The following is a 20973-nucleotide window of genomic DNA, read 5'->3' on the forward strand; positions in this document are numbered from 1 at the left end:
ATAACCATCCGATATATAAATATATTTAAAATATTTATATCCATTGTCTCGTCTTGGCACAAAACTTGAAATAGGAAATGTCAGCAGTTAAAAAATGGAAAAATCAATGCTCAACAATTTTAATCCCATAAAAGCCATAAAAGCTGTTCTTACCGCAGCGGCAAATGGTGACATGAAAGGATAATCGTTATGCTGTCAGAAAAAATAGAAAATGCGTTAAATTCACAGTTAAATGCCGAACTTTACTCTTCCTACCTGTATCTTTCTATGAATGCATTTTTCAAATCGATCAACCTTGATGGGTTTGCCAACTGGATGCATGCCCAGGCACAGGAAGAACTGATGCATGCCATGAAGTTTTATGACTTTATTAATCAGCGCGGAGGAAGGGTGGTTCTTTCTCAGATAGAAGCCCCTCCTATTGAGTGGAGTTCCCCTGTGGAAGTATTTGAAGAAACCCTAAAGCATGAGCAAAAGGTCACCGGGCTGATTAATGATCTGGTTGAAATTGCACTGGCTGAGCACGACCATGCCACCCATATATTCCTTCAGTGGTTTGTTACCGAACAGGTTGAAGAAGAAGAAAGCGTGGGTCATGTACTCCAGCAGCTCATGCTTTTAAACGATGCCAAAAATGGTATTTTTATGATTGATCGTGAACTCGCAACCCGGGGGGCTCCGGAAGGAGAAAGCAGCTCTGAATAACTCTGCTTAAAAACTCGGTTTCCTTAGAAAAAATACCCCGTTGTTGCATACCACGGGGTATTTTTTTTTGAGTGTCGAATGGCTCTGTGAAATAGGAGGTAACCAATGATGGAAAAACAAACATTTATAATTCCAAATATCAGCTGCGGTCACTGCGTGATGTCGATTAAAAGCGAATTAAGCGAAATAAATGGTGTAAAAAGCGTGGAAGGTAACCCTGACGCCAAGAGTATTACCGTCGAATGGGGATCTCCCGCTTCAGTAAATACGATTAGGGAAAGGCTAAAGGAAATTAATTATCCTGCGCAGTAAGACGTTGAAAAACGCTGTTTTACCAAAGTCTCAGAGCAGTTCGTATTGTAAGCTGCCGGATGGCCGAACAGCGTAAGAAGGTGCAATAATGTCAAATACCCAGAGCGAACATAAAATATTGCTTCCCGTTACCGGTATGTCGTGTGCCAACTGTGTACTGAATATTGAACGAAATGTCCTCAAGCTTGAGGGCGTTGAAGATGCAAACGTCAACTTTGCCGCTGAACAGGCGGCCGTCTCATTTGACCCGGAGCAAATCAATATTAAGGACGTTGTAGGAAAAATTGAGAGTGTCGGCTATCATGTGGCCACCACCAAGGTCGAGCTGTCAGTCACCGGCATGACCTGTGCCAATTGCGCCATGAATATTGAAAGAACGCTAAATAAGAAAGTTCCCGGGGTGGTGAATGCATTTGTAAACTTTGCCAACCAAAAGGTTTTTGTCGATTATATTTCAACTGTCTCAACCATCGATGAAATCATATCCGCCATACAAAAAGCAGGCTACGGAGTGATCCCTCCTGAAGAAATTTCCCAGGGAGATGATGCGGAACAGGCGGCGCGGGATGCGGAGATCAAAGACCAGACGCGTAAGTTTGTTGCAGGCCTGGTTTTTGCCCTGCCGCTGTTTATTTTGAGCATGGGACGGGATTTTGGATTTACCGGCCAGTGGAGCCATGCGGTCTGGGTAAACTGGCTTTTCTGGGCCCTTGCCACACCGGTACAGTTTTACACCGGATTCGATTATTACCTGGGCGGGTTCAGAAGCCTGGTCAACAAGAGCGCCAATATGGATGTGTTGGTTGCCATGGGATCGTCGGTGGCATATTTTTATTCTGTTGCCGTTCTCTTTTTTCCCGTGGTTGGCGATCATGTCTATTTTGAAACATCGGCGGTAATCATCACCTTGATCAAGTTGGGGAAAATGCTGGAAGCCCGTACCAAGGGCAGAACAGGTGGCGCCATCAGAAAATTACTCGGCTTCAAACCCAAAACCGCAACCATCATTGAAGATTCGATGGAAAAAGAAGTACCTGTTGCCAGTGTTCAAGTAGGACATACGATTATGGTACGTCCGGGAGAACGCATCCCGGTGGATGGCGAAGTCCTTGACGGCCAATCCTCTGTGGATGAATCCATGCTGACCGGTGAGCCGTTGCCGGTGGATAAACATCCCGGTGACAAAGTGGTGGGGGGAACCATCAACCTTGAGGGTCTTTTAAAATTCAAGGCAACGCGGGTGGGAAAAGAAACCGTTCTGGCTCAGATTATTCGACTGGTTCAAGACGCCCAGGGGAGCAAGGCACCTATCCAAGCCCTTGCCGACCGGGTGGCTGCAGTTTTTGTACCATCGATCATTATAATCGCCCTGGTTGTATTTTCTTTCTGGTTGTTTGCCAAGGGCGACTTTGTACCGGCCATGATAAGAATGGTGGCTGTGCTGGTTATTGCCTGCCCGTGCGCGCTGGGCCTTGCCACACCCACGGCCATCATGGCGGGAACCGGAAAAGGTGCTGAAAGGGGGATTTTGTTTAAAAACAGCAAAGCCCTTGAAGCGGCGACAAGACTTGATACGATTGTGATGGATAAAACCGGAACCATCACTACAGGAAAACCGGCAGTCACATATATCATACCTTTTAATCGGAACAAAAAAAGCAAAGACCACCTATTAAAAATTGGCGCCTCAGTTGAAAAGGGATCTGAACATCCGTTGGGGAAGGCGATTGTTAAAGAGGCCCTGGCCAGAGATATCGATCTTGTTGAACCGGAAGATTTTAAAGCTTCGGGAGGTCTGGGGGTTTATGCAAAGGTGGACGGACATCCGGTTATGCTAGGAAAACCAAACTGGTTTTATGAACAAGAAATCGATATTGAAAAGGCGCAGGAGCAAATAAAAGTCTTTCAATCCCAGGGACATACTGTTATGGTGGTTGTTGAGGATCAAAAGCTCAGCGGACTGATTGCCGTGTCAGACACCTTGAAACCGGAATCAAAAGACGCCATCCGCCAGCTTCACGATCAGAATCTTAAGGTGGTGATGTTAACCGGAGACAATTTGGATACCGCGCGCACCATTGCCTTTGAAGTCGGGATTGACGAAATTGTGGCAGAGGTGCGGCCCGAGGAAAAATCATCAAAAATAAAATCCATCCAGGAAGATGGGAAAAAAGTCGGCATGGTGGGGGATGGAATCAATGATGCACCTGCCCTGGCCCAGGCGGACGTGGGTCTGGCAATCGGAACGGGCACGGATATCGCCATTGAAACGGCGGATGTTATTCTTTCCAGCGGCAGTCTTACCGGTGTATCCAGGGCAATCAGCTTAAGCAGGGCCACCATGAATACGATCAAACAAAACCTGTTCTGGGCCTTTGGTTACAACATTATTCTGATTCCGGTTGCCGCAGGAATTCTGTACCCATTTGAGTTTTTGCCAAATTTTCTCAGGCAGCTTCATCCCATAATGGCTGCCCTGGCTATGGCCTTCAGCAGCATTTCAGTGGTCACCAACAGCTTAAGGCTTTATAAGGCTAGAATAGCATGAGACTTAGACAACTTCTTTATTTAAAACAGAATATATTCATTAAAGGCAGTATTCAGACTGAAGCTGTTTAGACTGAAGGCTGAAGGAGTAAAATCACGATTGACGTACTTTATCTGATTTTTGCATCAACTATGGCTTTAAATTGGTCTTTTCCCTAACAGTCTTCAGTCTTTCAACCTAAATAGCTGTGCAGTTACAAAAGGAGTACAAAAATGGAAAATATCTTGATCTTTATTGGAATCATAGGTGTGTGGTTCGTTTTGCAGATCTATATCCTGCCGAAATTAGGTATTTCAACCTGAATGCGTGAATCCTGTCAGGTGACAGGGAAAAAAGACCAAGGCGCGCAGATCGAATCGGAAAAAAAGCAACAGTGATGATCTAAAGTCGTATTAAGTTATCCCATCGACAGCAAATTGGAGATATGTTGCAAGGCGCGTGGCAGCATTAAATAGATGCTGCCAGAAACAGCGCGCCCAGTACCATTATCATCAGTGCGGCAACGGTTTCTATCATTTGGCCGACAACCCCCGCAATATTTCTTCGGCGATTTAGTGCGCCGAGGGCCATTTTTTTACCGACTGTGCCTATTATCACCACCACCGAAATGGTTACCGCCATACCAAAGGTCATTGACAAACCCAGAATAAATCCCAATCCGATCATATTAATTGAGAGGGAGAAAAGCATGACCAGCACCACACCCGGGCATGGCACCATGCCAACCGCAAAGGCTGTGGCCAGTCTCCCTGCTTTTCTTCTCCATGTATACCTGTTGGGATCACGTCGATCAATCACGGTTCGACGACACCATAAATAAATGCTTTTTATCAGTAGAGCGGTTCCAAGCAGCAGGATAAGGCTATAGCTTACGATCTGTGTCACACGTGACACGTCAACAAGCGTTCTTGAGACAGTCGAATGCAAAACAAAATTGATAAGACACACCAGCAACATCCCTGAAAAGCCGTGAAAAAGAGCGATCATATTACCGAATAATAAACTGTTAACAATCCTTCCCTGCTGAGAAACGATGTAAGATGCGGCGACTGCTTTACCATGTCCCGGACCGGCTGCATGAAGGATCCCGTATGAAAATGCGATAATAACTAGAAAGAAAAAAGGCTTCATACTTTCGGTTTCTTTGGCCTGTCGGGCTAAAGCAGCCATTTTCTGGTTGAGCTGATGTTGCCAGAAAGATATTTTAGCCATAAAATGATTCGGCATGGCCTGTTTTTGCGAAGCTTTTGGGGGTTGAGTCTTTGATGTAAAGGGATTTTGGGCGGCTGCCGATGGTATACAAATCAACAGTGAAAAGAAAATCAAAATATAGGTGAGTTGTTTAATCATGTCTGTTTCACAAATCAATAATATACCGCTTTACGACATTGCAGCTGAAATAAACTTATTAATTATATCAAATGGTTATGATTTCGTTGTTTGGAAATTTTTAAAAAGCCATCAATTATTTTTCAATCGAAATTTTAATATCACTTCCACCGGATGAACCATACCGTAATAATATGACTCTTTCAAGTTTTCAGCAATTTTAAAGCCGGTTTCGAAATTCGGCCCCGCTTCAATCTTCACCGGATTATTCTTGCCAAGGATTACCGCAGAGTAATAGGTAGGATCATACTGGGCAATGGTGATTTCCTTAAACGTCGACGAAGCCTTCACATGACAGGGAATAAGAAACTCATAGCTAATCTTGCCGTTTGACAGGGCAGCGATAAAATTGGTCACCCATTTGACTTTAAACGGTTTCCCGTCGATTTTGATAAAAGAAAAATAATCAAAATTTAATAGGTAGCTGAACGCCTCTTTTTTAATCATAGCAATCTCGGACTTTTCAAACTTTTTATTGCGATTTTTATCATAATCACCTGCGATCATGCTGCTGAAAAATTCGTCAAAACTCCAGTTGACACGAATGCCGGCAAACCCATGGTCATCGAAAATAAGTATCATCTTATTTACTACGAAGACATGAGGATGAGAATAAGCGGCGGGGGAAAATACCATTAGCCCGACGACTACCGAGATGAAAAGTAGGCTTAAGTTAAGTTTCATTTCAGTATGGAAAATCCGATTTTCACCGTATCAGTGTAAAATAGAAGCTTTTTCTATTATATAAAATGTTAGCTGTCAATGATGTATTTCCGTGATAGTATAGCCGCATATAAATTTTCGTTCGGGCAAGCCGTCTGGAGGAAAAACCGCCGTTGTAGAAACACCCCAGACATTTCACAACCTGTATGGTGGATCGGTGTGTATCTGTTTTATAGTTTGTGACAGTGGATAAAAAAGCTTGACATATATTTCGTTGTCGCTTATTATTTTAGCCGTGCCTAAATTATACCTCTAAGCATACTGAATGCCTGAGATACAACTATCGGGCATATTTTTTGGGATGTTAAGTTTGGTTAGTCTAAATATATTAGATGTTCCGTAATTAGTTTGACAGAAAAGGTAAGTGTAACAAATTAAAATTTACAGTTTTACCGGAGTAGGATTAATTTTAACACTTCAGATAGGAGGGAAAGAACATGCCAAAACAAATTGGCGATAATAAAAAGAACACGAAAGGTATGGGTGACCGCCTTAACCGCATCTGGGAAATTCATCGCAGTTTCAAGTGCCCGGTTATTGGCGCCTGTCTCGACATCAATGAACACCGCAAGGTTCTTAAAAGGGCAAAATGCCGTATAAAAAAGTTAAAACCGCATCAGCTCCATCGAATAATTATGGAGAATCTGAATGACCAAAATGGAATATCACAAAAAGTAGATAGTTATTTGAGGTATAAGTATCGTGACACTATAGCCGAGCTTGCAGACCTGGATGAAGACGAATTCTTTGCAATATGGAAAGACGTCATCCACTCGGGAAAAATGAATGGTGTCTTTTATATCGCTGCAATACGCAAAGACCTGCCTGTCGAATATTTGGAGGATATTTTTGGGGAAATCCACATGCTGGGCCACGCCAACCTTGCCGAAGTGATGTGGGCGAGGCGTGATGCCCAAAGACAGGCCGAGGCTAATCAAAAGATAACAAAACTTCTAAAACAGGAAAAAATGCGCAGCAAAACCCTTAAAAAAGAAAATGCAGCAACAATTTCTGCTTTGAATGAAACACATGTTTTACTGCAAAGGCTAAAAAGCGGATCCGATAAAGCCGAACCTAAGGCCAAAAATATTGATAAAAATGAATTTGAAAATGCCAATTTAAAAGAAAAATTAAGGGCTTTGGAAAATAAAAACAACCAACTGCTTGATCAACTTCACTACTTGGAAAGGGAAAAGCGGCGGCTTGAAATTGAGCTGTTTGATATACAATCGACGAACCATTTACTTGCCGATGAAGTTAAACAGCTTATTCATCAAATTTCATCTGTGGTTGGTCCGGAGAATAACTGCGATGAGACTTGCCCGCAGTATCAGCTTTGCGCAAAGCGTATTTTAATTGTCGGCGGCATGACAAAAATGAAGCACATGTACCGCCAGCTGGTTGAATCAAGCGGAGGTGAGTTCGATTATCACGATGGATATATGAATAAGGGCAGTCAAAAGATGGAAGCGCTGGTTAAAAGATCCGATCTTATTATTTGCCCGGTAAACTGCAACAGCCACGGTGCGTGCGAAAAAGTCAAAAAGCTGTGCCGAAAACATAGCAAATCGATTAAAATGCTTCCAAGCTCCAGCCTGAGTTCGATCTCAGGTGCTTTAATGGAAAGCTCAATCAGGTTGAATTAGAAATCTTGTAGCATTTTGATGCTGATTTAATTTGCAGGCATCTATAGAACAAACATACCAACATCAAGGAAGATATAGGTGATAAAATGAGTGCAAATTTTACCATTGAGGCACGTAACAATAACGGTGATTTGTATTTAGAATTAAGTGGAGATTTTGACGGAAACTCCGCTTGGGAACTAATCAATAAGATTAAAGCAGACTATACCGAAAAAGGCCGAATACATATCAACACTGATAAAGTTGGAGAGGTCAATTCCTTTGGAAAAGATGTGCTTGAGAAACTGATGGATCACGAAATGATATCAAATAGCAAGTTTGTTTTCCAAGGAGCAAAAAGTGTTGAGATTGATCCTGCAGGAATCAAAAAAGAAAATTACAAAAATAAAAATAATGGCCAGTGGAACGTCAATTGCGCGAGCTCTACTTGTTTAAAATAAAAGGCATCTAAATGGAAGTTTTTTAATATCCAAAGAGCCAATTCCAAAATGCAAGACTCGCGTGATTTTAAGGACGGCATAACCCCGAAAAATAATAATTAACGCCTCGCGTAACCAAGTATGATTAACCCGAATCTATAATCTATTTTGCTTTGCAGAAATGTGAATGGCATTGCTTTGAAAAATTCGATTAAATTCAAAATAGTTTTAGATATCCCAATATTTTTTGGTTAAACTAAAAAATATGCTTGACAAGTTTAATCTTGCCATTATAATTTAGCCTTTCCAAAATAATTAAGCAGTGCCTTACATGATTATGTCTATCAAATAACAGTCGGAAACACCCTGAGATAAATAATTAGGTTATTTTTATGATCAGATTACAGAAATATGCCGGCGGTACATTTCCCATACGCCTGGCAGGTGAAGGGGAAAGGCTGAAAATTTCGTCATTGGTTGGTGGGAGGAAATTTCAGGATCGTATCTTTGGTATTGGACTTCATGTGGGTGCTGAAATCGATATTTTGCGAAATGTTGGGAATGGACCGGTTTTGATTGCCCTTAATGGATCCCGCATGTTTTTGGGCGGAGGAATGGCTTATAAAATTAATGTTACGCCGATAAATGGTAGAAAGCAAGGAGGAAAATATGGAAATCAGCTTACGTGATTTGGCAGTGGGAGAAAAATGCAAAGTCGTCGGGTACACAAAGGGTTCTAAGCTATACCGAGGAAAATTGTTGGCCATGGGACTTACCAAAGGGACGGAATTTACCGTTAAGCGAGTGGCTCCAATGGGCGACCCTGTTGAAATTAATATGCGCGGTTTCGCTTTGAGTCTTAGAAAAGACGAAGCTGCGGCTGTTATGGTGGAAAAGGAGGCTTAAGATGAATGATTTTACTATTGGTGTCGCAGGGAATCCCAATTGCGGCAAAACCACTTTGTTCAACGCACTGACAGGTGCCAGCCAAAGGGTTGGGAATTGGCCCGGAGTCACCGTGGAACGTAAGATTGGAAAATACACACATACCGGCAAAAAAATTGAGGTGGTGGATCTGCCGGGAATTTATTCGCTGTCTGCAGCATCGGTTGATGAAGAAGTTGCACGGGATTACATCCTATCCAAAGAGGCGGATATCATTGTCAGCATTATAGACGCATCCAATTTGGAACGCAATCTGTATCTCACGGTCCAACTTTTGGAAATGAAAACCCCACTGGTGATAGCGCTTAATATGATGGATGTCGCCAGAAGCCGTAAGATCGATATCAATGTGGAGGAGTTGTCTATCCGTCTCGGGTGTCCGGTGGTTCCGATTGTTGCAACAAAAGGAGAAGGGCTCGAAAGGCTTAAATCCGTTATCAATCAGGCGGCAGCAAAGAAAACAGTCCCAATGTCACCGGTTAGCTATCCTGTCGAAATAAAGCAGGCAATCGACGAACTGGTACCGGAAATTAAAAACTCTCTTAAAGGTCAAAATCTGGAACCTCAATGGGCAGCCATTAAGCTTCTTGAAGAAGATCAGATGGTATCCAAACTCGTGGGTAATAAAGCAGATGAAATTCTTATACGCTGCAAAAATGATATTGAAGCTAAGCTTGGTGAAGAGGTCGATATTATACTGGCAGACGGCAGATATGGCTTTATAAACGAGTTGACCGGGAAAACCGTTAAAAAAACCACCCGGATAGGTAAAACCGTTTCAGATGGAATCGACCGAATCGTGTTAAATCGTGCGTTGGGAATTCCAATCTTTCTTGCAGCCATGTATCTGATGTTTATGGTGACTATAAACTTAGGGGGTGCTTTCATAGATTTTTTTGATATCTTTGCCGGGACCATCTTTGTGGATGGGTTTGAGAATTTACTGTCGGCCATGGGCAGCCCGGATTGGCTCAACGCCATCCTTGCCGGAGGCATCGGGGGAGGCATTCAGACCATTGCCACCTTTATACCGCCCATTGGATTCATGTTCCTCTGTCTTTCTTTGCTGGAAGACTCCGGTTATATGTCCCGTGCAGCGTTTGTTATGGATCGGTTCATGAGGTTTATCGGATTGCCCGGCAAATCATTTGTTCCCATGCTGGTCGGTTTTGGTTGCAATGTTCCTGCCATTATGGCCACACGTACCCTGGAAACTCAACGGGACAGAACCCTTACCATCATGATGAATCCGTTTATGTCCTGCGGGGCGCGTCTTCCGGTTTATGCTATTTTTGCCGCCGCCTTTTTCCCTAAAGGTGGACAAAATCTGGTTTTTGGCCTCTATCTCATCGGCATTGGTTTTGCCGTCATTACAGGACTGGTTTTAAAAAACACCCTGCTTAAAGGTGAAATCACACCTTTTGTCATGGAACTTCCTCCTTATCATATGCCTACTCTGCGGGGAGTAGTTTTGCGAGCCTGGGAGCGGCTAAAAACCTTTATATTCCGTGCCGGGAAAATCATTATTCCTGTGGTCGTTATCTTAAGTTTTTTAAATTCCATGGGAACCGACGGGAGCTTTGGCAACGAGGATACCGACAAGTCAGTGCTTAGTTCAATCGGAAAATCGATTACACCTGTTTTTTATCCCATGGGACTTACCAATGATAACTGGCCGGCCACAGTGGGAATTTTTACAGGAATATTTGCCAAAGAAGCGGTGGTCGGGACCCTTGACGCCATGTATTCACAGATGGATGAAAGTGCCGGCGGTGAAGAAGCAGATGAAGATGCGTTTGATTTCTGGGGGGGCATCAAAGAGTCATTTACTACCATCCCTGAAAACCTGGCAGGTGTGGCCGGTACTTTTCTCGACCCGCTGGGAATTTCTGTGGGTGATGTCAGCAGTATCGAAACAGCTTCAGAAGAACTGGAAGTAAGTACAGGAGTTTTCGGATCCATGATAAAACTTTTTGATGGAAGGATCGGGGCCTTTGCCTATCTTCTTTTTATCTTGCTCTATTTTCCATGTGTGGCCGCAATAGCTGCCGTTTATCGGGAAACGAATATGAGATGGACCCTATTTTCCGGTGTCTGGACGACGTTTATGGGTTATATGGCTGCAACGCTTTTTTACCAGATTGCCACCATAGGCCGCCATGCGGCGTCTTCATTGTTCTGGATTGTTATTTTGATCGGCATTTTCGCTGCCAGCGTGTGGGTCATGAGATATTTCGGCCATAAAGGAGAAAAAGTCGATTATCCAGTTTTGGAAACAGCAAAAGCAACGGTAAAAGCATAAAATACAAATAAAGAGGGGAAATGCATATTGTCCCCTCTTTAATAAAAAAGAGTAACTACACCATGATACTTTCACAAATTAAAAGATATCTTTCCGAGAACAAAAAAATAGCCTTGGGTGAACTTTGCATTCGTTTTGACACCGAACCGGATGCCATGCGGGGTATGCTGGAGCACTGGATTAGAAAAAATAAGGTTAAGAAACATGCTATTGTTGGAAATTGCAGCACAGGATGTTTAAATTGCTCCAATCACGATGCCATGGAAATCTATGAGTGGGTTGAATAGAAATAAAACGGTTGAACAAGCGCTTATTCAGAGTGCGGAAAATCTCCAGCAGCAATGTTCTGAGCATTGTCGTTTGTTATGTATTGCAGCGTCAAAAGGACTTGTTGTGGGAAAAAGAAAAAAAGACATTTGCGCTGATTGCCCATACAGGCATCAATTCAAAGAGACGATCGCAAACACAATACGCAAACTTGAAAATACACGTAAAAGTTTTAAATCTAAACAGATTGAACGGCTGAGAAAAGAGCTGACTGCCATTTTGGCCCGGGAAATTTAACAAGCGGGTTCAGTGGATGTCTTACGGTCTTAGCTATGGGCTGAGAAAGTGGAGACGTAACTTGAATTTAATTTAAAGTTGCGTCTTTTTTTATGCAAAAAATTGACGCCATAGTTTATAAAAATCAGATAAGTGTTTTAAATAATCTATTTTAGTTACGCGGCATTATGCCGGTTAAATTTTTTTAATAAAAATGAGCATGAGAAATTATTTTTACAAACCCAGAAAAAAGGAGAGGAGATTTATGAAAAGATTATTTGTTGTTGGTTTATCAATTTTTATCACAGTGTTGCTGGTTTCCGCTCCGGCCATAGCTGATGAGGCCGGAGAGAAATGGTTTGAAAATATCACTTTAAGCGGCGCCATTGAGGTGGAGGCAGGTTTTGAAGATATTGATTATAATGATCCTGCCACCCCGGACGAAGATTCCAGCGACATTGCGGTTGCCACTGTTGAAGTCGGACTCGATGCTGAAATTGTAAAGCACGTTTCCGGACACATTCTGTTTTTATATGAAGAAGATGATACCGACCTTGAGGTGGATGAAGCCATTATCTCAATTAAGGGTGAGGATGTGGTGCCTCTGTACCTGAATGCGGGGCAGATGTATGTGCCATTTGGAAATTTTGAAAGCCATATGATCAGCGACCCGATCACGCTGGAACTGGGCGAAACAAGAGAAAGTGCGGTGGTTGTCGGTTTTGCAACCGATTGGTTGGATATTTCCGCCGGTGTTTTCAACGGAGATATTGATGAAACCGGAGAGGATAATAAAATAGAAAGTTATGTGGCCGGTGCCGTATTTACCCTTCCGGAAAACACTGTCTCCGGTTTTGCATTATCAGCCGGAGCCTCTTACATATCAAATATTGGCGACAGTGATTCTTTGCAGGAAGATATCGCAGCCGGACCGGTGACTGTCAGAGACTATGTGGCCGGGTATAGTGCGTTTATTTCAATTTCCGCTTTAGACAGGTTTTTCCTTAACGCTGAATACCTGACAGCCGATGATGAGTTTGCAGCCGGGGAGTTGTCCTTTGACGGCGGACGGAAATTCAAGCCATCCACCTGGTATGCTGAACTGGCGGTCGGGGTGATTGATGATCTAGAAATTTCAGCACGTTATGAGGCAAGTGATGATGGCGGTGATTTTCTGCCGGAAAAGCGATACGGTGGTGCAATCACATATGGTCTGTTTGAAAACACCTCACTGGGTCTCGAGTATCTCCACGGTGAATTTAAAAATGATGATGAAACCGATGTGGTGACCGCTCAACTGGCTATAGAGTTTTAAGAAAAAATATTGAGGGGGCTTAGAAGCCCCCTTGATTTTGATTTATTTTTTTATCCAGACAAGTACAAAATTGCACAGAAATGGCTTGGTTCAAAGTATTTGAACCATAATCTTGGATGCCTCATCTTCTCTCAGTGAAAGATGATATCCCCTTACCTTAATATCAATAAGGTCATTATCCGATGAAATTCGTTCGACTTCAATAATGCTTCCTGGAGTTATATCAAGCTCTGCAAAACGTTTGCTGATAGTCCCTGTTCCTTTAACTTTAATAAGCTTTGCTCTCTGGCTAAGATCGAGTTTACTTAGGATAACAGACTGTAGAGGCTTGCCCGCAACATTTTTTTTCCTCTTTTTTAAATCTTCCAAACAGGTATTTATCGATGTTCCACAATTGGGAAAAGCTGTACCCTGCTCGCAAAATTTTTGAAAGCCCTTTATCCATTCATCTCCGCCACGCGGACAAATCTCAACGAATTCCACAAAACGGATGATACGGTCTATAATATTAGGCGAAACAGCGTGTTCCACTTTACAGGCTGTTTCTTCAGCCTCGTCTTCATCAATAAAAAGGACCTTGACAAAAAAATCCCGCAGTACTTCATGGCGTCTGACCACATCTTTGGCAAGCTTTTTGCCTTTTTTCGTCAAGGTGATCAGGTCATAAGGAGCATAGTTGACGTAGCCCTTTTCAGAAAGAATGCGCAACGCCCCGGTCACAGACGAATTGTTCACCTCAAGTCGTTTTGCAATATCCTTGGCCCTTGCCGCCTGTTTGTCAGCAGCTATATGAAATATCGCTTCAAGGTAGTCTTCCATACTTGCGCTTAGCATTTTTTATTCCTCTAAAGTTTTTTGTCATTCGTATAAATTTTAGTATAAACAAATAGTAAGAAATCGTCAAGCATTTCAAAATAAAGCAAAAAATTGTTCCATCTATACCGGCCTGGGGTTATGTAAAAAACTCAGTTTTGCTGGTAACGGTCGTTTTTATGGCATCCAGTGCATCGCTTAAGGCAGGAATCACATGATCCCGAATATCTCCGGCAACGACCAAGAGCATCACATCATCTCCCACAGAAAGGTCTTTGTTCTCTGCAATCTCAACCAGTATCTCTATTATACCCGGTCTTTTCTTATGCTCTTCTATTACCTGTTTTAGTTTTTCCTGATCTACATTGATTGTCAGCCCCGAAACTTTCCGGCCATCCCGTGATGTATGGCGGACCACACCATTGTGACACAGAATCATTCCTGCCTTATCATAATCCGGATGTTTCTTTATGGTATTAATCAAATGGGTCATGTTCATCAGATATCTCCTATGGTTGGGTTGTTTTCAGCATTTTCTCCGCTTTTTCCCGGTCCTGTGGCGTATTAATATTAAAAAAAGATATAAGCTCAGGATCTTTTTGGCGCAGGATTTTTTCCGGAATTTTTTTAACGCGTCTTTTTTTAAAAAGCTGATCAATCTTGAATTTTTTTTGCAAAATTTGCCGTTCAACAGGCTTAAGGCATTCTTTGGAATAAACAGCGCAAAGTGGCTCAAGACCTGCCGGAGTTTGAGGAATAACCATATCGACACGCTTTTCGATACTGCGGATGATCGTTTCCACCAACTCCCTTTTTAAAAAAGGCGTATCGCATGCCGCAAAAAATGCAAAGGGGTTTAACGCATAAAAAAGGCCCGCATGTATTCCGGTTAAAGAACTTCTGACAGAGAAAAGATCTGTTACAATATTCATGTCCCACTCAAGATATTTATGTGGGTCATTGGTGACCAGAATGATATCTTCAAACAGAGCATCAAAAAGATGGTACAGATGATCCATAATACGTTTTCCGCCGACTGATAAAAATGCCTTATCTCGGCCGGAAAATCGAGTATTCATACCGCCAGCCAGTATCACCCCGGTACAGGGAAACTCCATGGTAAAAAGGCTCCTTTATAGTGGTTGTCAAAAAAATGTTCCGTTATCGAAACGTTTTTTTCTACAACCACTTATACCGCAATTCCACATTTCGGAACATATTTATGACAAGCGGTATAAAAGAAATATTTGACTACTCATGTAGTCAGGCTGAAGCTGTTTAGGCTGAAAGGGTCAGAAGTGCAAGATTGCCGTGCTCTGGCGAAATGTGATTTTGCACCAAACATGGCTTTAAAATGCGTTTTTCCCTAAAAGTCTACAGCCTTCAGCCTATCCACCTAAGTTGCAATATTTATAATAAAAAACAAATCAAACAAAATCAAGCTTGATATTCAATCAGTAGATGATATAGAATATTAGCATAACTCACTTGGCCATGCTGAAGTTGTTTAGACTGAAGGCTGAAGAAGGCATAAGAGTATGATTGCTGTACTTTGGCAAAAATGTCTGGTTTTGGATCAAGTATGACTTCAAAAAGCGTTTTTCCCTTACAGACTTCAACCTTCGGTCGATTGACCTGAGTTGCCAATACCTTTAAGTCAGGTTTAATTAAAATATGGGGAACATCGGAGAAAACCATGGAAAAGTCATATGAAACTATTTTAGATGCAGTGGATATTGACCGTATATTAACCAGGATTACCCACAAGATTCTTGAAGTACACCGAGGTGCGGAAAATGTGACATTAATAGGGATTCAAACACGTGGGGTTTATCTTGCCAAACGTATCCAGGCAAAAATCAAAGAGATCGAAGGGGTTGAGATACCGACCGGTGATATGGATATCACCCTGTATCGTGATGACTGGACACGTATCAGCCAGCACCCGGTGGTCCAGGCGACAGATATTTTATTTTCCGTTGATGAAAAACAGATCATCCTGGTGGATGACGTTCTTTATACCGGTAGAACGACCAGAGCCGCAATGGATGCAGTCATAGATTTCGGAAGGCCCGACCGTATTGAACTTGCCGTCCTGGTAGATCGAGGGCACAGAGAGCTTCCCATCCAGGCAGATTATGTGGGAAAAATTGTTGAAACAAGGCGCAGAGAGACAATCAACGTACTGCTTACCGAGCATGATGGAGAAGACAAAGTTGTAATAGGATAGAGGAAAAAGGCGATGAGCAGTAAAGCGCATAAAAAGAATGCCCCAAGATCAGTAAAAACAGGCATCATAACTGTATCCACGACCAGGTCTTTGCAAGATGATAAAAGCGGGCATTGGATAAGCAAGCGAGCTAAAAAAGAAGGACATGAGATCGTATTTCATCAGGTGATACCGGATGAAACCGAAATCATCACTCGAACTGTCATGGATGTCATCAAAGATCCCGCCCCACAGGCTCTCCTATTGACCGGCGGAACCGGTATCAGCAGTAAAGATGTTACCCTCGAAGCCGTTCAACCACTTTTCAGCAAAGAACTTACCGCATTCGGGCCCATTTTTGCCCAGCTCAGCTTCGAACAGATAGATTCCGCAGCCATTTTATCACGCGCTACAGCCGGAGTTATCCAAAAAACAATCTTGTTCTGTATGCCTGGAAGCATAAACGCCTGTAAACTTGCCTGCAAAGCCATAATTTTTCCCGAACTCGGGCATCTGGTTCATCATATCCACGAATAATAACCTCGATGGCGTCGTAGAAAGTTCCATCTACTGCGTTGCAGCGGTTTTTCAGAAACTCGGCATACTATTTGTATTGCCTCGTCTCTGAAAAACCACTGCGCCTTGTATATGAAACTTTCTACGACGCCATCGATAATTTTATTTACGAGATCATCAACATTTAGATTTTGAATGCAAAAATCGGTGAAAAAAAATAGCCTGATAACGGCAGTTGTGGCTAATTCCAAAGGAGAAATTTTTGAACTGGATGGCTATGGCGCTTTAGGTATGGCCGGATCGGTCCTTGAACCGCTGACCACGGAGGACACCATCCACATTCCTTTTGGCAGTGAACTTATGTTCCTGCCGGACAGAAACCCGATTCTTTTTAATACGGCCAGTAACAAAATTGAAGTCCTTGCTGAAAACCCCTTTGTTCCCGGTGAAAAGATATTTCCGGTAGCCGCTTTTCATTCGCCCGGATATGTGACTTCTTTTATCAGTGCGTATAAAGAAGAAAAAAGTGCAGGCTATCTTCCGCTTTTTTCATATGGAGCGGCAGGATGGCGAAAAGGAAAGTTCAGGTCCACCGCCATTCTTGTTGATAAAGAAAAACGACAGGATCTGCGCCACATGAAGTACGAAGATGTGGTGGCCGGAGTTCACCGGTTGAGGGGGGAAATGCCATCCAATCGTCTCAGGAGACATCTGGAAAAATGCGCCCTGACATACGGATGCCCGGCAGGGAAGAACTTCTTTCTGGGTCGTTATGAAGCACCCCTTCCGACTTCAAGATTCTGTAATGCAAAATGTCTGGGGTGTATCTCGCTTCAGAAAAACAACGAAATCCCGAGTAGCCAGGACAGGATTTCATTTACACCATCTCCTGAAGAAATAGCCGAAGTTGCTTTGGAACATATCCGAAAGGTTAAAAACAGCGTGGTCAGCTTCGGACAGGGGTGTGAGGGTGATCCCCTGATGGCTGCGAAAGTCATCGAGCCTGCGATACGCATGATACGAGCCAAAACCAGCCGCGGTACAATAAATATTAACACCAACGGCAGCCGGCCCGATATTCTTCAAAAGCTTTTTGCTGCAGGCTTGGACAGTATGCGCATCAGCATGAACAGTGTCAGAAAACAGTGTTACCATGCCTACTTCCGGCCGCAGGGATACAGCTTTTCGGATGTGTTAAAGGGAATTGACACAGGAATATACCGGGGACTTTTCGTTTGCATCAATTATCTCAACTGTCCGGGGTTTACTGATACCCCGGAAGAAATTAATGCTCTGATTTCCTTTATTGAAAAACACCCGGTCCACATGATTCAGTGGAGAAACTTAAACTTTGATCCGATCAGATACTGGAAAGTGATGAATACGGCGGCAAATCACGGCAAACCGGCCGGTATGAAAAAAGTACTAAAACAAATTCGTAAATCCTTTCCAACCTTAAAACACGGATATTTTAACCCGCCAAAAGAAAAATTCGCGGTAAAAAATGATGCTCTTTTAAAAAGCCAATAAAGGCGTGCCTGCTAAACTGAAGCGGGAAACTTTTTACAAAACCTGAATAAACTCATTATCCAGTTCAGCCCGAACGATGGTCCCGATTTTTTCTATTTTGTACGGCTTTTTAATATAGGTGCCCGCCCCGAGTCTTTGGGTTTCCTTGACTTTATCCGTTTCAGAAAACCCACTTGCTATAATCGCTTTTTGCTCAGGGTATAGCTCGAGTATCTGCCGGTAGGTCTCGAGCCCATCAATTCCCGGTGACATTATCATGTCCAGGACCAGCAGGTCTGCTTTGTGGTTCTTCAGGTATTCTACTGCTTGTTCCCCGCTGGAAACCGAGGTGACGTCGTAGCCCAGCTTTTTCAACATCCCGGATGCGATCTCTCTTTGCTCATCCACATCATCTACAATCAGAATAGTCTCCCCCTTGCCCATGTAATCTTTCATGGACAGTGGGGATTCTTCTTTTAGCAATCCCATTCGGGTGACGGGAAAATAGAGGTTAAATGTCGTTCCTTTACCAACCTTGCTCTGAACATCAATGTATCCCTTGTGATCTTTGACTGTTCCCCAGACCACAGCCATACCCAAACCGGTTCCGCTTCTTCCCATCACCTTTTTGGTATAAAAAGGCTCAAAGATTCTTTCCATATCCTCCGGAGAAATTCCTATTCCCGTGTCCGATACGGTGAAAACAACGTAGTCACCCTCCTCGATGTAATCATAACCTGTTATCGGTTTGTCAATATAACGATTGTTTGTTGATACAGTCACCTTACCCGGCCCCTGTATCGCCTCTATGGCATTTGATATAATGTTCATCACTGTTTTGGAAAGATGGACATGGGAGCCTGAGATATTGAACAGCTCCGAGTCAAGCCTGTTTACCACATCCACTTTAACCTCAGGATAGTATGCTTTCAACTTTGTATATTCCGGGCTCTTCAAATACTCAATAATAACCTCATTTAAGTTTACCGGCTTTAAATTTGGAACTCCCCTTCTGGCAAGGGTTAACAAATCCTGAACAATGGTCGCTGCTTTCTCTCCGGAGTTTTGTATGGTCATCAACGGTCTTCTCAACGGGCTGTCTTCAGGGATCTCCATCAACAGCAACTCTGGATAGCTGACAAGGCCGGACAAAATATTGTTAAGATCGTGGGCCACCCCTCCGGCAAGGGTCCCGAGAGCTTCCATCTTCCTGGCATTTTGAAGTTGTGTCTCCAGTCGCTTTCTTTCCCTCTCGGCACGCTTTCGGTCCGTCACCTCCCGTGCAACGCCTCTAAATCCTGCCGGCCGATTCTTGCCATCTTTTATCAATGATACAGATATTTCTACGATGCAAGTTGAACCATCCTTCCGGATAAGCTCCCAATCAACCACTTTGGCCGGCTTTTTATTCAGATAGACTTTATTAAAGGTATGATAAATTTTTTTAGCATTTTTTTTATCCATATAATTTCGATTATTGATACCGATCAGCTCATTTTTTTCATACCGGAGTATCTTGCAGGTCGCTTCATTGACAAATGTGAAATTTCCGGCAAGGTCAACTTCAAAATAGCCCTCTTCAATACTTTCAAGAACGGTTCGATACTTTTCTTCGCTTTCCTGAAGTTTTTGAAAAGATCTGGCATTGGCAATGCCCAGCGCCAGCTGTGAAGCAACACCCGATAAAAGATTTATATCGCTTTGGGTAAGGGGTCTTTTTGACCTTACATTATCAACAGCTAGTATACCCAGAGACTCTTTTTCATATATGATCGGTGCACAAATGAGAGATTGGACATCCATTTTGTCTACCAAGTTACGACTTTTTGGGGAAAGGCGCTTTCCATTCTCCTTTATATTATCAACAAGAAAAGGCTTTTGATCTTTATGGGATTTTACAAAAACCCCTGTAGAATCGGGGTTGTCAAGATGAAATTTGGTTTGTCTTAATACCTGCTTATCCTGCTCATTATACCCGTATCCGGCGGAATAAATAAGCCGTGTTTTTTCTCTGTTGGCCAGCATGACGATTCCGCGGTCAAAATCGAGATGCTTTTCTATAATTCTTGTCACCGTATTAACGAGTTCATCAACATTCAGAAGTGTAGCTGCCACCCGACTGATTTCCTGAATAAACAAGGCGTTGTCATAGCGTATATTCATTTCATCAGTCATGCCTTTTGCTTCATCGCCATGGCTTTCAATGGTTTTGATCAGCTCTTTTTTTTCAAAATATGCTGTATAAAAGGAAAATATGATTACTATAAAAACACAAGTTAAAGAAACAACAGACCAGGAGAAGACTGGCAGGAAAAAAGATAAAACCGGAATTGTAAATATGCAAAGCAGCAAAGAGTAATTACGAACTGTTTTCCAGATTGCATATGGCGTTTTTTCCCAGGTAATGACGTAGCGGCAACAGTCCCCTCCTTTGTGAAAACATTCAGGGTGTTCAATCGTGGCAAATTTTCCGGTAAATAACAGAGCAACAGATTCAAAAGTCCCCATTCTGTTTTTGCATTGATATGGTTTTTCCATAACACCCGGTTTAGGGGTGGACTCAATTTGGACTTTGTTAGATCTAAGCTTTTTGGTTTTAACAAAAGCTCCACGACTCATAATATTGTAAAGTTTCCCCATAAACATATAAAGAGAAGATAGGCTCATAAAACTTAATAAATATTGCCTGAATGCATTCACTCCTCTTATTGAGGTGCTGTAGCGGCCTGCTTCTCTGGCAATATTCTCATTTCCTGTTTTTCTGATAAGGATTTCCTGAAATCGATCCACCTGAGTCTGATTGAACCAGTGGCCTGTGTCATTCACCTCATATTTGGTCATGTTTGCATATTTCAGCAAATCATCTATGTCTATATGGTGATATTTCTTTTTGATGAATTCAAGATAAGCCCTTGTAATGCGGCTATTATAAAGAGGTGATTTTTTATCCATTTTAATTAACTAGTAATACGTTTCATTAATACTTTTACATATTAGCTTGCGGTAAATCGAATTTCTTCCAGCAATGTACAACGGGCTCAGTATTGATTTCTTCAATTCCCTTGAGGATTCTTTCTTT

At 42.6% G+C, this 20973-nt stretch carries 20 protein-coding genes; 14 read left to right on the plus strand and 6 right to left on the minus strand.

The window, feature by feature from the left end:
• Positions 1 to 189: 189 nt before the first annotated feature.
• The 3 genes from SWH54_01870 to SWH54_01880 all read left to right on the plus strand — a co-directional run bounded on the left by SWH54_01870 (position 190) and on the right by SWH54_01880 (position 3565).
• Positions 190 to 705 (plus strand): ferritin, encoded by a 516-nt coding sequence (locus tag SWH54_01870; protein ID MDY6789992.1) that lies wholly within the window; start codon positions 190 to 192, stop codon positions 703 to 705.
• Between the two features lie 105 nt (positions 706 to 810).
• Positions 811 to 1017, plus strand: a complete 207-nt coding sequence (locus SWH54_01875) for a heavy-metal-associated domain-containing protein (protein ID MDY6789993.1) — start codon at positions 811 to 813, stop codon at positions 1015 to 1017.
• A gap of 88 nt (positions 1018 to 1105) precedes the next feature.
• Positions 1106 to 3565 carry a heavy metal translocating P-type ATPase gene (locus SWH54_01880; protein MDY6789994.1) on the plus strand — a complete coding sequence of 820 codons (2460 nt, stop codon included), beginning with the start codon at positions 1106 to 1108 and terminating at the stop codon, positions 3563 to 3565.
• Positions 3566 to 4012: 447 nt separating this feature from the next.
• On the opposite strand, the gene SWH54_01885 is transcribed toward SWH54_01880, so the two are convergent.
• Both SWH54_01885 and SWH54_01890 read right to left on the minus strand, forming a co-directional pair.
• Positions 4013 to 4792 (minus strand): hypothetical protein, encoded by a 780-nt coding sequence (locus tag SWH54_01885; GenBank protein ID MDY6789995.1) that lies wholly within the window; start codon positions 4790 to 4792, stop codon positions 4013 to 4015.
• 234 nt (positions 4793 to 5026) lie between these two features.
• The gene (locus SWH54_01890) at positions 5027 to 5638 is read right to left on the minus strand and encodes a DUF1007 family protein (protein MDY6789996.1); all 612 of its coding nucleotides are present in this window, start codon (positions 5636 to 5638) and stop codon (positions 5027 to 5029) included.
• Positions 5639 to 6114: 476 nt separating this feature from the next.
• Between SWH54_01890 and SWH54_01895 the strand changes: the two genes are divergently transcribed.
• The 8 genes from SWH54_01895 to SWH54_01930 all read left to right on the plus strand — a co-directional run bounded on the left by SWH54_01895 (position 6115) and on the right by SWH54_01930 (position 12847).
• Positions 6115 to 7323: a DUF2325 domain-containing protein gene (locus SWH54_01895; GenBank protein MDY6789997.1), complete on the plus strand. Its 1209-nt coding sequence runs from the start codon at positions 6115 to 6117 to the stop codon at positions 7321 to 7323.
• Between the two features lie 86 nt (positions 7324 to 7409).
• Positions 7410 to 7763 carry a hypothetical protein gene (locus SWH54_01900; GenBank protein ID MDY6789998.1) on the plus strand — a complete coding sequence of 118 codons (354 nt, stop codon included), beginning with the start codon at positions 7410 to 7412 and terminating at the stop codon, positions 7761 to 7763.
• Positions 7764 to 8134: 371 nt separating this feature from the next.
• Positions 8135 to 8431 carry a FeoA family protein gene (locus SWH54_01905; GenBank protein MDY6789999.1) on the plus strand — a complete coding sequence of 99 codons (297 nt, stop codon included), beginning with the start codon at positions 8135 to 8137 and terminating at the stop codon, positions 8429 to 8431.
• Positions 8412 to 8648 (plus strand): FeoA family protein, encoded by a 237-nt coding sequence (locus tag SWH54_01910; protein ID MDY6790000.1) that lies wholly within the window; start codon positions 8412 to 8414, stop codon positions 8646 to 8648. The genes SWH54_01905 and SWH54_01910 overlap by 20 nt, the downstream gene beginning before the upstream one ends.
• Position 8649: 1 nt before the next feature.
• Positions 8650 to 10989 (plus strand): Fe(2+) transporter permease subunit FeoB, encoded by a 2340-nt coding sequence (feoB, locus tag SWH54_01915; protein ID MDY6790001.1) that lies wholly within the window; start codon positions 8650 to 8652, stop codon positions 10987 to 10989.
• A gap of 20 nt (positions 10990 to 11009) precedes the next feature.
• Positions 11010 to 11276, plus strand: a complete 267-nt coding sequence (locus SWH54_01920) for a FeoC-like transcriptional regulator (GenBank protein ID MDY6790002.1) — start codon at positions 11010 to 11012, stop codon at positions 11274 to 11276.
• Complete coding sequence (locus tag SWH54_01925; GenBank protein MDY6790003.1) at positions 11269 to 11553, plus strand: hypothetical protein; 285 nt, start codon at positions 11269 to 11271, stop codon at positions 11551 to 11553. Before SWH54_01920 ends, SWH54_01925 begins: the two co-directional genes overlap by 8 nt.
• A gap of 244 nt (positions 11554 to 11797) precedes the next feature.
• Positions 11798 to 12847 (plus strand): LbtU family siderophore porin, encoded by a 1050-nt coding sequence (locus tag SWH54_01930; protein MDY6790004.1) that lies wholly within the window; start codon positions 11798 to 11800, stop codon positions 12845 to 12847.
• A gap of 90 nt (positions 12848 to 12937) precedes the next feature.
• Here SWH54_01930 and SWH54_01935 read toward each other — a convergent pair whose 3' ends face one another.
• From SWH54_01935 to SWH54_01945, 3 genes are all read right to left on the minus strand, one after another.
• Positions 12938 to 13681: an iron dependent repressor, metal binding and dimerization domain protein gene (locus SWH54_01935; protein ID MDY6790005.1), complete on the minus strand. Its 744-nt coding sequence runs from the start codon at positions 13679 to 13681 to the stop codon at positions 12938 to 12940.
• 118 nt (positions 13682 to 13799) lie between these two features.
• Positions 13800 to 14159: a molybdenum cofactor biosynthesis protein MoaE gene (locus SWH54_01940; GenBank protein MDY6790006.1), complete on the minus strand. Its 360-nt coding sequence runs from the start codon at positions 14157 to 14159 to the stop codon at positions 13800 to 13802.
• Positions 14160 to 14169: 10 nt separating this feature from the next.
• Positions 14170 to 14778, minus strand: coding sequence for a molybdenum cofactor guanylyltransferase (locus SWH54_01945; GenBank protein ID MDY6790007.1), 609 nt, complete (start codon positions 14776 to 14778; stop codon positions 14170 to 14172).
• 578 nt (positions 14779 to 15356) lie between these two features.
• On the opposite strand from SWH54_01945, the gene pyrR reads away from it, so the two are divergent.
• The 3 genes from pyrR to SWH54_01960 all read left to right on the plus strand — a co-directional run bounded on the left by pyrR (position 15357) and on the right by SWH54_01960 (position 17915).
• Entirely contained in the window at positions 15357 to 15890 is a 534-nt protein-coding gene (gene pyrR / locus SWH54_01950) for a bifunctional pyr operon transcriptional regulator/uracil phosphoribosyltransferase PyrR (protein MDY6790008.1), read from the plus strand.
• A 12-nt stretch (positions 15891 to 15902) separates the two neighbouring features.
• A complete protein-coding gene (locus SWH54_01955; GenBank protein ID MDY6790009.1) occupies positions 15903 to 16406 on the plus strand; it encodes a molybdenum cofactor biosynthesis protein B in 504 nt (167 codons plus the stop codon).
• A gap of 186 nt (positions 16407 to 16592) precedes the next feature.
• Positions 16593 to 17915, plus strand: a complete 1323-nt coding sequence (locus SWH54_01960) for a radical SAM protein (GenBank protein ID MDY6790010.1) — start codon at positions 16593 to 16595, stop codon at positions 17913 to 17915.
• A 33-nt stretch (positions 17916 to 17948) separates the two neighbouring features.
• On the opposite strand, the gene SWH54_01965 is transcribed toward SWH54_01960, so the two are convergent.
• Positions 17949 to 20846, minus strand: a complete 2898-nt coding sequence (locus SWH54_01965; protein ID MDY6790011.1) for a PAS domain S-box protein — start codon at positions 20844 to 20846, stop codon at positions 17949 to 17951.
• Positions 20847 to 20973 lie beyond the last annotated feature (127 nt).

This window comes from Thermodesulfobacteriota bacterium (assembly GCA_034189135.1).
Lineage (GTDB): Bacteria > Desulfobacterota > Desulfobacteria > Desulfobacterales > JAUWMJ01 > JAUWMJ01.